The organism is Endozoicomonas sp. NE40, assembly GCF_040549045.1.
GTDB lineage: Bacteria > Pseudomonadota > Gammaproteobacteria > Pseudomonadales > Endozoicomonadaceae > Endozoicomonas_A > Endozoicomonas_A lisbonensis.
In genome coordinates, this window is sequence record NZ_JBEWTB010000002.1 from 3,957,808 (window position 1) to 3,970,581 (window position 12,774).

Here is a 12,774-nt window from a genome sequence, read left to right on the forward strand (position 1 = left end):
TAAATCGGCCTGATTTAATGCCCTGTTTACCACACTGCTTATCGCACTCTTTATCGGACAATCCGTAGCAGATTCCTGACTGGTAAGGGTATAAAATAATCATTTTCCTATCGATAGCATTGGGTTAAATGGATTTTACGGTATTTGAACTCATAACGGTTTTTGTTGCGATTTTCTTTGGAGCCCTGGTTCAGGGAACCATCGGTTTTGGTCTGGCTATTGTTGCCGCTCCTGTCCTTTATCTGGTTACACCTGAACTAGTGCCTGGTTCCATTATTCTGATGGCGATGCTGGTGGGTGGCCTTACGGCGAAACAGAATCTTCATGCCGTGAAGTTAAATGATCTTAAGTCTGCCTTAATGGGGCGTATTCCCGGATCGTTGCTGGGGGCCATGCTGTTAACAATGGCTTCTCACCGCACCATGGGACTGTTTATGGGCGGCTCAGTGCTGTTTGCGGTGCTGGCAAGTCTCAGCCCCTACAAGGTTCAGACGAATGGCAAAACCCTGTTTTCTGCCGGGCTTCTGTCGGGCATTATGGGAACGGCTTCTTCGATCGGAGGCCCTCCCATGGCGCTGGTCATGCAGAACCAGAGTGGTGAGCGTATTCGTGCCAACTTGTCTGCTTACTTTGTAGTCAGTGCGGTTATTTCATTGTCGATTCTCGCCTGGAGTGGTCAGTTTGGCTGGTTGCAGCTGAAATACGGTTTGATGTTTGTTCCCTGTGTACTGGCGGGCAACCTGGTGGCCAGAAAACTGGTACCTTACGTAGATCAGGCTATGATTCGTAAGGCGTTACTGATGTTGTGCTCTGTTGCGGGTATTGGCGCAATTGTCTCGGCTATCTGACGGTGGATTCCTGATTTGCAGTTGACATCTTTCCCTGAAATTGCATAATTTGCGCAATGCGCTGATTTGTCTTGGCTTGCGGGCGCAATAAAAATACTGCTAAAAGAAGGGTTTATCGAAAGATTTCATGAAAAACCACTCTGTTTAGCACAGAGTGGTTTTTTTTTGTCCGGAAGGACATCCTGCCCTCAATCGGGGGGCTGCTGATGACTGGCAGCTCCAGCCAAGCCTCACTATGAATGATCTGCCGAAGCAGTGCTGAACAAGAGCCTGAGCTTGGTAAAGGCAGGAGTGACAATGATAGAACTGAAAAACCTTAACAAAGTCTTCAAGGCTGGCAATAAAGAGGTTAAAGCCGTGGATGGCATTAACCTATCGGTGCCTGAAGGCTCCATTTATGGCGTGATCGGCTCCAGTGGTGCCGGTAAAAGTACGCTGATACGCTGTGTTAACCTGCTGGAACGGCCTACATCGGGTCAGGTGGTGGTCGATGGGCAGGATCTGATGCAGCTCAACGATAAGCAGTTGCGTGACGCCCGTCGTAATATTGGTATGATCTTCCAGCACTTTAACCTGCTGTCCAGTCGCACCGTGTTTGACAATATTGCACTGCCCCTGGAACTGGCGGGTGCCAGTCGTCAGACGATTGAAGAAGCCGTTCTACCGTTGCTGGAACTGACAGGATTGTCAGATAAACGAGACAGTTACCCGTCTCAGTTGTCAGGGGGACAGAAACAGCGTGTTGCTATTGCCCGTGCGCTGGCCAGTAAGCCTAAAGTGTTGTTGTGTGATGAAGCAACTTCAGCGCTTGACCCACAAACGACCGCCTCTATTCTGGCGCTGCTGAAAGACATTAACCGTCAGCTGAAAATTACCGTACTGATCATTACCCACGAAATGGATGTGGTGAAGAGTATCTGTGACCGAGTGGCGATTTTGAGCCATGGTCGTCTGATTGAAGAAAACGGTGTCGAACAGTTTTTCCTGAATCCGCAAACCGAACTGGCCCGTGAGTTTGTCCGCAGCGCCATTCATGAGAAGCCGGCAGCAGAAGTAGAAAGTCGTTTCCAGCAGGAAAAAACACCGGGTGCCAATCCGGTTATTCGAATCACCTTTGTTGGGCAGAGAGTCGTTGAGCCGTTGATTACTCAGGCGGCAAGAAAGTTTGATACCGATTTTGTGATTCTGCAGGCGGATATTGAAACCGTGCATGATAAGGCAATGGGCTTTCTGATGGTGGAAGTGATTGGTGATGAGCCATCTGTAGAGGCTTCACTGGACTTCCTGAATGAAAATGTACAAGTAGAGGTGGTTGGTTATGTCGGCTGATTCCTGGGCATTACTGGCTCGCTCACTGTGGGAAACCATCTACATGACCGGACTGTCCGGTTTGATGAGTTTTGTGTTTGGTATTCCACTGGGTGTGCTGCTGTACATCACCAAGCCAGGACGTTTTATGGCAAGTCCTGTGGTGAATATGGTACTGGGCGCTGTGGTGAACGCTACACGTTCTGTGCCGTTTATTATTCTGATGGTCGCCATTATCCCGCTGACCAGAATGCTGGTAGGAACATCCATCGGAACCACTGCTGCTATTGTGCCGCTGACACTGGCTGCAATTCCTTTTGTAGCAAGAATTGCTGAAGGTGCCATCAATGAGGTACCGGGTGGGCTGATTGAAGCCGCTCAGGCGATGGGGGCAACCCCTCTGCAGATTATTACCCGCGTGCTGCTGCCAGAGGCTCGTCCGGGGTTGATTAATGGCATGACCATCACTCTGGTGACGCTGGTCGGGTATTCCGCCATGGCGGGGGCTATTGGTGGTGGAGGCCTGGGAGACCTGGGTATCCGTTATGGTTATCAGCGCTTTGATGGTGTGATTATGCTGGCGACGGTTGTCGTGCTGATCGTGCTGGTGCAGCTGGTTCAGTCTGCAGGTGACAGGCTGCAGACGCATTTCGACAGAAGTCATTAATTAAACAAAAGTCATTAACTATAAAAGCACTCATTTGGAGGAGTAAAAATGAAGGCTATCAATAAATTAAAAGCTTTGGCCGGTACTGTTGTGATTGCCGCCAGCGCCATGCTGACCGGTTGTGGTGGCAGCGACTCTGCAGACGGCGCCCTGAAAGTGGGCGTGATGGCAGGTCCTGAGGCGGATGTTATGAAAGTGGCTGCTGCGAAGGCTGAAGCGGATTATGGTGTAAAAGTTCAGCTGGTTGAGTTTTCTGACTACATCTCTCCAAACATGGCGCTGGCAGACGGTTCTATTGATGCCAATGCTTTCCAGCATCGCCCTTATCTGGATAGCATGGTAAACGACCGTGGTTTTGATCTGGCTGTGGTAGGCAATACCTTTGTTTATCCTATTGGTGCTTACTCCAATAAGATCAGTGATATCAGCGAGTTGCAGGACGGAGCCCGGGTGTCTATTCCAAATGACCCGAGCAACGAAGGTCGCACCCTGATTCTTTTGCACAACGAAGGGCTGATTAAGCTGAGAGATGTGAATAATCTGGAGGCGACACCGGCAGATATTATTGAGAACCCGAAAAACCTGCGCTTCATTGAGCTGGACGCTGCCCAGTTGCCACGTTCAATGGACGACGTTGACCTGGCATTCATCAATTCCACATACTCTGTGGCTGCAGGTCTGCTGCCAACCCGTGACGCGTTGCTGGTGGAAGGTAAGGATTCTCCTTATGTGAACATCATTGTAAGTCGTGGAGACAATAAAGATGATGAGCGCATTGCCAAGTTGGTGAAGGCTTACCAGTCGGAAGCTGTAGAAGCGAAAGCTGAGGAGCTGTTCCAGGGTGGCGCAGTGGCTGGCTGGAAGTAAACACTGACTTCTGACCATTGCATTTAAAAGCCCCTGTCTGTGCTAAGCAGACAGGGGCTTTTGCTATCTGGCTAATCAGGCAGCGCCATGTGCAGAATCGGGAATGGTTTGCCCATGCTGTCAAGCGGAGAGCGGCTGGTTACCTCAAAGCCCATGTGCTTATAAAAACCAACAGCGTCCGGATTCTGTTCGTTGACATCAACCTTCTGCACCCCCATCTGCTCAATGGCATAGTGAACCAGAATACGGCCAATACCTTCGCCACGGTTCTGAGGATCAAGAAACAGCATCTCAATATTGTTCTGAGCCACGCCAAGGAAGCCCAGAATTCTTCCATCGTCGCTTTTTACACAACGAAGATTTACTGCTTCCAGAAACTCGTTAAGGATCAGCGGTTTGAAAAACTGGATATCACTTTCGGTCAGAAAGTTGTGGGTCGCTCTTACAGATGCTTCCCATACTTCAACAATCTCAGGGTATTCGTCTCTGGTCACTTCAGAAATTATCATACGGCTTTATTTCTCTATCCAGGTGAATCGTGTGGCTGGATGATACTGGAATAAGTGGCGATATTGCGAGCTGGGGCTGCTCAACAGTAACAACAGTATTTTTTTATTAGAAAAGTCAGGAAAGCACTATTATTTAATCCCCACTCCTTTATTTGATGACCATAACGTCACTGTAACCAGTCTGTGTGAGGGCATTTTTATGTATGCCATCTTAGCGGACTACCCCCAGCAGGTAATGGTCGGGGCCAAAGGCTCCAACCCTACTATTAGCAAAGGACAGGCTATTGAGGGGCATTCTTCCATTGCCTTAAGGAGAGACGTGTTATATGCGGGAGAGCTGGAGTTCTTTGAAAACAAGCTGGTCGGCTGGAACAATCAATCAGGACACTACGCGCCTCCCTCAGAGATGCGTCACACTCAGCTCACTCCCAATGTAAGAAGGTTGTTACCTGAAGAGCTGTTCACGGATATCTTTTTGGGTTTCTTTTGACACACTGTTGCAGGCACTTTTAAACCTTAGAGGTTGTTTGAAATCTTAATCTGTCCTTATATAGGTAATTATATATATTTGAATATCCATATATATTGCGTACTATGCAACCAGAATCATTTTTGATCCTTGAGCTATTTAGGAATACTGATGGATATCTCTCTGGAGACAACCGCCTGCAAGCCAAAATCGGCATCGCTGTTACCTTGGCTGAGCGTTCTGTTTTTTGTCTACATGCTGCTGGTTGCCATAGGCATGATAGGCGACGGTTTTAAATGGGCGGCTGGTGGCCCAGAAGCGGCCGCCAACCTGTTCACCTTTGCTTCCAATCCATTTACCGGTCTGGTGATTGGTTTGATTGCCACCATTATGGTGCAGTCTTCCAGTACTACGTCGTCCATTATTGTGGGACTGGTGGCTGGTGGCTTGCCTGTCAGCATTGCGATCCCCATGATTCTGGGTACTAATATCGGTACCAGTACTACGGCAACGCTGGTCAGCCTCGGCAACCTGGGAAAACGCAAATCCTTTCGACGCTCATTCACCGCTGCTACCGCCCACGGCCTGTTTAATGTCATTGCCGTGTTTATTTTCCTGCCTCTGGAAATCATGACTGGTGTGCTTGGCAAGCTGTCGGGATCGCTTGCTCATACTATTTCCGGTGGTTCAGGTACCAGCCTGGGAGGCATTGACTTTATCAAGCCTGCAGTTAAGCCGGTGGTGGGACTGTTCTCAGACTTTTATGCGGTATTGCCAGGAAATACAGGTGGCATTGCGCTGGCTGTTTCAGGTCTGGTGCTGACGTTTGTTTCCATTGCCTATCTTGGCAAGGTTCTGAAAACTCTGATGGTAGGGCGTGCTAAACAGCTGTTGCATAGAGCGATAGGTCATGGCCCGGCATCAGGTATTACTTCAGGTGTGCTGACTACATTTCTGGTTCAGTCTTCAACCACGTCTACGTCACTGGTTGTGCCACTGGTAGGTGCCGGTATTTTTAAACCTAAGGAGATTTATCCATTTACCCTCGGTGCGAATATAGGCACCACAATTACCGCTCTGCTCGCTGCTACCACACTGAGTGGCCCAACTGCGGTGTATGGATTGCAGATTGCGCTGGTGCATTTGCTGTTTAATGTTCTGGCGGTGTTGTTTATTTATGGTAATCCGATAACGCGGATGATTCCTTTCAATCTGGCGAGACGCTTTGCCATGGTGGCGAGTCGCAACAAAGCTATTGTTCTTCTTTACGTTGCCGGTGTCTTTTTCATTATCCCCGGGTTATTAATTCTGGTGACCAGCTGATGTCTAATTTGAAACTGTACAATAAACGTCGTAAGCAACTGGCTGCAGAAATCAAACAGACCAAAGCCCTGCTGGCTTCCCAGAAAAAAGCACTGAAATCGCTGCGGGAAACGCATCAGCATGAAGCTGTTGATCATCTGGAAGATTATCTGCAGGCTTCAGATCCTGACAGGGTTTCGCTGATCAGCCTGATTAAGAAATGGTTTAAAAAGTAATTAAGAGAAAGCCGGATCAACTACAAATCAGGAACCCAGTTTATCTCTCTGGCGGTATGCCAGCCAACGATCACTTGCCTGAGATTTTCAGGCATTTTTTTTGTGTTAGCGTCAATAGGGATGTGTCCGCCCATTACTTCAGCATACCTCTGTGGGTATAGGGGTTGTTTTTCTGGCTCAGCATAGCCTTCAGGAAATTCTGGAATACCTGTATCGACGTCGTATTTATCGGAAGCTCCGAGTGTATGCAGCAGCTCATGAGTCATCACAATATGATTTTTGCCGGTGTAGCGCCTGTCGCCATAGGCGTTAACAATACCTGCCATGCCTTTCTGCATACCAATCGAATGTTGTAAAACGGGCGTTGAGTCCGGGTCGTAGTAAAGGACATAGAGGTGTATGTCCGCCCCGGCCTGAGTGCTATTTTTTCTGGTTTGCCAGCTCCACAGGCGAAACTTTAATGACCACAGCATAATAGAAAGAAGGCTGCTTCTGTCAGGTTGTGCCGGGGGGTGTTCGGCTAAGGGTTCTGCCAGATAGAATGAAACCGGCTGGTTGATGCTTACACCGTAGGTTCTCGCCTGAGTCGCCATAAAAGCTTCTATTGCCTCAAAATCAGACGATCTCAGTCGTTCAATGTAGCGATTTGTTTTTGTCGAGTTATCGCCGCTGGCAGGGTGAATGGCTACGTATAGCGGTACAGACCAGCTGGTGCTGTGCTTTTGTGAAAACCAGGTTTTACCACCTGCCAGAATTAGAAGGAGAAGAAGAGCAGCGATCCTTGCTGTTTTGAACATGGATTGGGTTCCTGTTTCTGACTTTTATTGGATAGAGTTTCAGTTTGCACTTTCTCAGCCTGAAGAGTCGAATTATTTTTCAAGCAGGTAGTCGACTACTTTGTAAAACTCATCAAAGGAAGTAAGTCTACTCAGGTTAATGATGTACTTATTGTTAATGATAAAGCCTGGTACGCTACGAACGTTTTGTTCCAGCTCTGACCAAGACCTCATACGTTCACGTACTGCCGGGTCATTAACACCCATTGTCCAGTCCCGCTTGCTTAAACCGGCGTCAGCCAGGGCCTTAAAGAACTGATCGTCGCTTTGCCAGTCCCCAATGCGATCTTCCTGTAAGGCTTTGAACATCGCTTTTTTTAAAGGAGCGAACTGTTCGGTACCTTTAGTAATAGCCAGAGCCTGACTGGCTTTATTTCCATAGTTTCCCATAAAGGCTACATGGGACTGGTAATAGCTGATCTCTCTCGATTTCAGGGTTTGTTCCAGATCATCCAGAGCTTCCAAACTCCAGAAATAGCATCCCCGGCAATAAACTGAGAATACTTCTCTTACCTCTGGTTGGTCTGATTTCTGGAAGCCGGGCAGAGTGTTGTAGTGGATACCCTCAGAAAAATCAGAGGCAAAGACTGATAAAGGTAAGACCAGTGCCAGGCAAAAAATAGATATTAATTTCTTCACGGGATAAATCTGTCTTAATAATCTCAATTATCCGGTGCCATGCCGGAAAACTAGCTTTAGAGTGTTGAGCAGAATGAAACCCCTGAGAATAAAGTGAAGGGGGGCACTTTATTCTCAGGTTCAGGTTTTAAGCTTTGTGGGCAATGGCTTCGATTTCAACCAGTACGCCCAGAGGCAGGTCTTTTACTGCAAAGCAGGAGCGGGCAGGGCAGTCGGAACCGAAGAAGTCAGCGTAAACTGCGTTGAAAGCGGCAAAATCATTGATATCTGACAGGTAGCAGGTTGTTTTGAGAACGGTTTCTGTGTTGCCGCCACCGGCTTCCAGAACGGATACCAGATTTTCCAGTGATTTTTGAGACTGTGCTGAAATGCCACCTTCAACCACTTGTCCTGTTTCACCATCAACAGGCAGCTGCCCGGAAGTGAAGATCAGATCTCCGAAAGCGTTACCGTGGGAGTAAGGACCGATTGCTTTAGGGGCGGTTTCGGCATTGATAATTTGCTTTTTCATAGTCAACCTTTGTTTTGTTTCAGTTACATTGAGTCTGTAAAGACAGTGTTCGGCAGATAAGTGTTGCCGTGAGAGTGTCTAGCCAGAGTGCATTCTGCCTTGTTGTGGCAGAGTGGCTAAACCAGTCGCCTTAAGGCGATACTTGCCAGCATTGATGCCATTCGCTGGATGCTTGTGTCATCAAAATCATACGTCGCCGTATGAGTGTTTGTTCCCCTGGTGCCAACCATAAACCAGCAGGCACCTTCTACCTGTGGAGTGACAAAAAACTGCATGTCTTCTCCGCCAGGTGATGGGGGAACATTGTCAATGACATGGTTTTCACCATATATTGCTTTGCCGCAGTCAATGACGCAGTTGGTATGCTCCACGGTATTGATGGTCGCCGGGCATAAAACGTTGAAGTCGAGCTCATAACTTGCGTTAAATCTGTCACAGACACGTTGCGCTATTTCATGCATCTGATCACGCATGGTGTCGGCTATGGAGCCCTCAAAATAGCGCATGGTGCCTGCAGCCGATGCCTGCTCAGGAATGGCATTCATGGAAGTTCCGCTGTCAACAGTGCAGGTGGCTATAATTGCCATCCCTTCTTTGATGGATGCGGTAATCTCATGCCATTCCCGTATTATTTCGCAGGCAACACTGATCGGGTTGATGCACTTTTCGGGAACGGAACTGTGTCCACTTCTGCCCTGGATGGTCAGCCGGAAACACTCTCCTGCACCGGTGGTTGCGCCGTAGCGTACCTGAAGCGTACCGTCTTTCAGCCGTGGCATGTTATGAAAGCCATAAAGTTCTGTGTAAGGGTGAGCCTCATACAGACCATCATTCATCATTGCTTTTGCGCCGCGTCCCGTTTCCTCATTGGGCTGAAACAGCACTTTTACGCAACCGCTGAAGTCGTTGTTGTCTGTCAGATGTTTTATCGCTGCCAGAGTGACCGCCATATGACCATCATGACCACAGGAGTGGGAGCGTCCCCGATGCTTTGAAGCCCAGGGAGTGCCGGATTCATCTTCCATGGGCAGTGCGTCCATATCGCAGCGAAATGCGATGGTTTTACCCGGCTGTCGCCCTTTTATAGTGGCAACAATGCCGGTTTCACCGTAACCTGTTGCGTATTCAACCCCCCACTTTTCAAGCAGGTCAATGAGATACTGCTGTGTTTTGTATAATTCAAAACGCAGTTCAGGTATTTGATGTAAGTCACGTCGCCACTGAATTGCAGCTATTGCTAAATTTTCATCAATAAAAGCGATGTCTGGTTTAGTAAGTGCTGTCATAACGGATTCAATCTGTTTACTGCGCGGAAGCCGCTTCACAGTTATGCTGTTTCTTTGTGTAGAGGTAGGGCACTGAAATAAGCGCCATAAAGCCAAGGCCGATCAAAATTCGGGACAAGTCCTGATCAGCTAATAAAAACAGGCAGATGACTACCGCTGCCAAAGGCAGTACCGGGAACAAAGGAGCCTTGAAAGACTGACTCTCGCTTGTGAAACGCTTGCGGAATACAAAGAGAGACAGGCATGTCGGAATATACTGTGCAAAACGTGCAACAACCGAGAGCATGGCCAGCTCTACAAAAGAGCCGCTCAGGGCGATAGGCAGCGTCACCAGGCAGGAAGCGATGATTGCTACAGTAGGAACCCCTTTTGAAGTCTTTTTACCCAGAAACGCTGGAAGCAGTTTATCTTCGGATAAAGGCAGCAAAGCTCTGGGAATGTGGAACGATGCAGCAATGTTTATGCCTGCGATGGAAATGACAGAGCCAATGGTGATCAGCCAGAAACCAAAGTCGCCGGCAACCACTCGTGCGGCATCAGCCAGTGGAGTACTGGAGTCGGCTACTGCTTCTCCAAGAATGCCCACGGTTACTGCCATAATCAGCGCGTAAAACATCATCACAATACCAAGGGAGATGCAGATGGCCTTTGGCAGGTTCTTTTTCGGGTTCTCCATATCTTCGGCCGCAGTGCCAAAGGTTTCAAAACCGGTGAAGGAATAGAAAGCCAGAATCAGTGCAGAAGCCAGGGTCTCGGAACTAAGAGAATAAGTTGGGTCTACGGTTGCGTTCGGAATGATATTTTCAGGCGACACATACCAGATACCGGTAACGACCAGAAATACCAGTGGCAACATTTTAGCGATGGTTGAGATATTGTTAACCGCTTTCGCAGCACTCACACCCAGCAGGTTCATACCGGTCAGCAACAGAATAAAGCTACCAATAACCGCAGTGCCAAAGAGCCCGTCACCATCATACCCAAGGGTAGAGGCAAGAATGTTTTTGAATGCCACGACCATAACAGCCCAGGCAATACACTGCATAAACCATTTCAGAAAACCAACTTCAAAACCAGCAAATTCGCCGAACGCTTCTTTGACATAAACGTAAGCTGCACCGTTTTTACTGAAATAACCTGCCGCTTCGGCAAAGCAGAGGGCAATGGTGGCAACAACGGCACCCGTTATAAATACGATGGCCACCGACCAGTCACCGGCAAATTTATACAGAGGTGCAGGAAGCAGGAAAATACCTGAACCAATAATGGAGTTAAATCCTAATAACACAATTGACCAGAGGCCAAACTTCTTCTGTGTGTCTGTCATTTTAAAACACCTTATTCCTTTTTGATAAGAAGGTCGCTAAATAGTCAGGGTGCCATCAAGAGAGAACGCTTCCAGTTTGTGCAGCCATGGTTCGATATCGCCAATCTGACTGGAAATCCACTCTTCGTCATAACAGGTGTCAAGGTAGCGCTCACCACTGTCACAGATCAGCGTTACCAGGGAGCCGGTTTCACCGCGAGCCTTCATTTCACTGGCGATCAGCAAGGCGCCAAACAGGTTGGTTCCTGTACTTGGACCTACTTTTCGTCCCAGTAGCTTTTCAAGCCAGTGGATTGTTGCGATAGAGGCGGCATCAGGAATGTGGCGCATTTCGTCAACAACGCCGGGAATAAATGAAGGCTCGACTCTTGGACGACCAATGCCTTCTATGCGGGAGCCGAAATCACTGGTCAGACTTTCATTACCGGTTTTGTAGTATTCAAGGAATACAGAGTTGTCCGGATCCACAACGCACAGTCGGGTGCTCAACTGCTGGTAACGAATGTAACGACCGATAGTGGCAGAGGTTCCGCCGGTTCCCGGGCTCATTACCACGTATTTTGGTTCAGGGTGTTGCTCTTTTTCCATCTGACCAAACATTGAATTGGCAATGTTATTGTTACCGCGCCAGTCTGTAGCACGTTCCGCGTAGGTGAACTGGTCCATGTAGTGACCATTAAGCTCTTTTGCCAGGCGACGGGACTCTGCGTAAATCTGACTTGAGTGGTCAACCAGGTGGCAACGTCCACCGTAAAATTCGATCTGTCGGATTTTTTTGCTGGCTGTGCTTTTGGGAACAACCGCAATAAAAGGCAGTCCCAGCAGTTTGGCAAAATAGGCCTCGGAAATAGCTGTGCTGCCCGATGAGGATTCGATAACCGGAGTCCCTTCTTTTATCCAGCCATTGCAGAGCGCATAAAGAAACAGGGAACGAGCCAGTCTGTGTTTTAAACTGCCTGTTGGATGGGTGCTTTCATCTTTTAAATAGAGGTCAACACCTGGTACAGAAGGGAGGTCCAGTTTAATTAAGTGGGTATCAGCACTGCGTTGAAAGTCGGCTTCAATTTTTTGTACTGCTTCATTGATCCATAGATGATTGTTTTCTGTTGTCATAGAGTTCGTTGCCGGTCATGCCTGAAAATTGATTGCATTTATTGTATTCAAAAGGCAGGAGAAAAATATTCTGTATGTTGAATGAGTAAACCGAAATATCAGAATGAGATTCTTATTTGCCGCCATGATAGGAATATTTTTCTACACTATGCTTATTTTACAATATTTTTTTCTTGATAGTGTGATGTGAGATGGATCAATAACGGATGGGAAGTTTGCGTGAATTGCGGTTTTTACGGAAAAAGCTACGAAGTTGTTTCGGTCTGCATTTAGGTGAATTAAAAGAAGATCAGCATTAGGTCAGTAAACGACTCTTCAGGTAACAACCTTTTTACATTGGGGGTGAGTTGGGTGTGGCGCATTTCAGGGGGAGGGCGATAGTGGCCTGACTGGTTGTTCCATCCGATTAGTTTATTTTCAAAAAATTCCAATTCACCGGCGTATAAAACATCTCTATATAAGCTAATGGAAGAGTGCCCTTCAATGGTTTTGGTACTGTCAATAAAGGTGTTTGTGCAAGGGGTACCGACCATGACCTGGTGGGGGTAATCCACTAAAATGGCATAATAAAAAATGCCATGACACAGGTTTGGGATAGTGATATTCGTGTTATCAAATAGAGGGCAGGGCATTAAATAATAATCTGTCCCCGATTTCTCTAATAAAAAAACACTATTTTTGTGGCCCGGTTTTTGTTGGTAGTGGTTTATCTGCGTCTTTAGCGCAGTCATTTGATTCAGGTAACTGAATAAAATTTTCTACATCAATGCGACCCATGATAAATACCTTCTGACCTAGCCGCTTTGAAATTATAGTCGCCTGATACTGCTGCTGGTTTATTTCTGAGCGATTGTCT

15 protein-coding genes are annotated in these 12,774 nt (G+C 47.6%); 7 read left to right on the forward strand and 8 right to left on the reverse strand.

Features of this window, described 5'->3' with window-relative positions; genetic code table 11:
* The first annotated feature begins 128 nt into the window (after positions 1-128).
* The 4 genes from V5J35_RS18855 (at position 129) to V5J35_RS18870 (ending at position 3,690) form a co-directional block, all read left to right on the forward strand.
* Positions 129-848, forward strand: coding sequence for a sulfite exporter TauE/SafE family protein (locus V5J35_RS18855; protein WP_354008632.1), 720 nt, complete (start codon positions 129-131; stop codon positions 846-848).
* Positions 849-1,145: 297 nt separating this feature from the next.
* Entirely contained in the window at positions 1,146-2,177 is a 1,032-nt protein-coding gene (locus tag V5J35_RS18860) for a methionine ABC transporter ATP-binding protein (protein WP_354008633.1), read from the forward strand.
* Positions 2,167-2,823, forward strand: a complete 657-nt coding sequence (locus V5J35_RS18865; protein WP_354008634.1) for a methionine ABC transporter permease — start codon at positions 2,167-2,169, stop codon at positions 2,821-2,823. The genes V5J35_RS18860 and V5J35_RS18865 overlap by 11 nt, the downstream gene beginning before the upstream one ends.
* Positions 2,824-2,871: 48 nt before the next feature.
* Positions 2,872-3,690: a MetQ/NlpA family ABC transporter substrate-binding protein gene (locus V5J35_RS18870; protein ID WP_354008635.1), complete on the forward strand. Its 819-nt coding sequence runs from the start codon at positions 2,872-2,874 to the stop codon at positions 3,688-3,690.
* A gap of 71 nt (positions 3,691-3,761) precedes the next feature.
* Here the strand turns inward: V5J35_RS18870 and V5J35_RS18875 are convergent, their stop codons facing one another.
* The gene (locus V5J35_RS18875) at positions 3,762-4,199 is read right to left on the reverse strand and encodes an acetyltransferase (RefSeq protein ID WP_354008636.1); all 438 of its coding nucleotides are present in this window, start codon (positions 4,197-4,199) and stop codon (positions 3,762-3,764) included.
* Positions 4,200-4,398: 199 nt separating this feature from the next.
* Between V5J35_RS18875 and V5J35_RS18880 the strand changes: the two genes are divergently transcribed.
* The 3 genes from V5J35_RS18880 to V5J35_RS18890 all read left to right on the forward strand — a co-directional run bounded on the left by V5J35_RS18880 (position 4,399) and on the right by V5J35_RS18890 (position 6,206).
* Positions 4,399-4,689, forward strand: coding sequence for a hypothetical protein (locus V5J35_RS18880; protein ID WP_354008637.1), 291 nt, complete (start codon positions 4,399-4,401; stop codon positions 4,687-4,689).
* A 150-nt stretch (positions 4,690-4,839) separates the two neighbouring features.
* Positions 4,840-5,991, forward strand: a complete 1,152-nt coding sequence (locus V5J35_RS18885; protein WP_354008638.1) for a Na/Pi cotransporter family protein — start codon at positions 4,840-4,842, stop codon at positions 5,989-5,991.
* Complete coding sequence (locus V5J35_RS18890) at positions 5,991-6,206, forward strand: hypothetical protein (RefSeq protein ID WP_354008639.1); 216 nt, start codon at positions 5,991-5,993, stop codon at positions 6,204-6,206. Before V5J35_RS18885 ends, V5J35_RS18890 begins: the two co-directional genes overlap by 1 nt.
* A 20-nt stretch (positions 6,207-6,226) precedes the next feature.
* Here the strand turns inward: V5J35_RS18890 and V5J35_RS18895 are convergent, their stop codons facing one another.
* The 7 genes from V5J35_RS18895 to V5J35_RS18925 all read right to left on the reverse strand — a co-directional run bounded on the left by V5J35_RS18895 (position 6,227) and on the right by V5J35_RS18925 (position 12,649).
* On the reverse strand, positions 6,227-7,003 hold the full coding sequence (locus V5J35_RS18895) for a hypothetical protein (protein WP_354008640.1): 777 nt from the start codon (positions 7,001-7,003) through the stop codon (positions 6,227-6,229).
* Positions 7,004-7,075: 72 nt separating this feature from the next.
* A complete protein-coding gene (locus V5J35_RS18900; protein WP_354008641.1) occupies positions 7,076-7,681 on the reverse strand; it encodes a thiol:disulfide interchange protein DsbA/DsbL in 606 nt (201 codons plus the stop codon).
* Positions 7,682-7,808: 127 nt separating this feature from the next.
* Complete coding sequence (locus V5J35_RS18905) at positions 7,809-8,192, reverse strand: Rid family detoxifying hydrolase (RefSeq protein ID WP_354008642.1); 384 nt, start codon at positions 8,190-8,192, stop codon at positions 7,809-7,811.
* Between the two features lie 116 nt (positions 8,193-8,308).
* The gene (locus V5J35_RS18910; protein ID WP_354008643.1) at positions 8,309-9,478 is read right to left on the reverse strand and encodes a M20 metallopeptidase family protein; all 1,170 of its coding nucleotides are present in this window, start codon (positions 9,476-9,478) and stop codon (positions 8,309-8,311) included.
* Between the two features lie 16 nt (positions 9,479-9,494).
* Positions 9,495-10,805: an APC family permease gene (locus V5J35_RS18915; RefSeq protein ID WP_354008644.1), complete on the reverse strand. Its 1,311-nt coding sequence runs from the start codon at positions 10,803-10,805 to the stop codon at positions 9,495-9,497.
* Between the two features lie 36 nt (positions 10,806-10,841).
* Positions 10,842-11,918 (reverse strand): PLP-dependent cysteine synthase family protein, encoded by a 1,077-nt coding sequence (locus V5J35_RS18920; RefSeq protein WP_354008645.1) that lies wholly within the window; start codon positions 11,916-11,918, stop codon positions 10,842-10,844.
* Between the two features lie 278 nt (positions 11,919-12,196).
* On the reverse strand, positions 12,197-12,649 hold the full coding sequence (locus V5J35_RS18925) for a hypothetical protein (protein WP_354016474.1): 453 nt from the start codon (positions 12,647-12,649) through the stop codon (positions 12,197-12,199).
* Between the last annotated feature and the right edge of the window lie 125 nt (positions 12,650-12,774).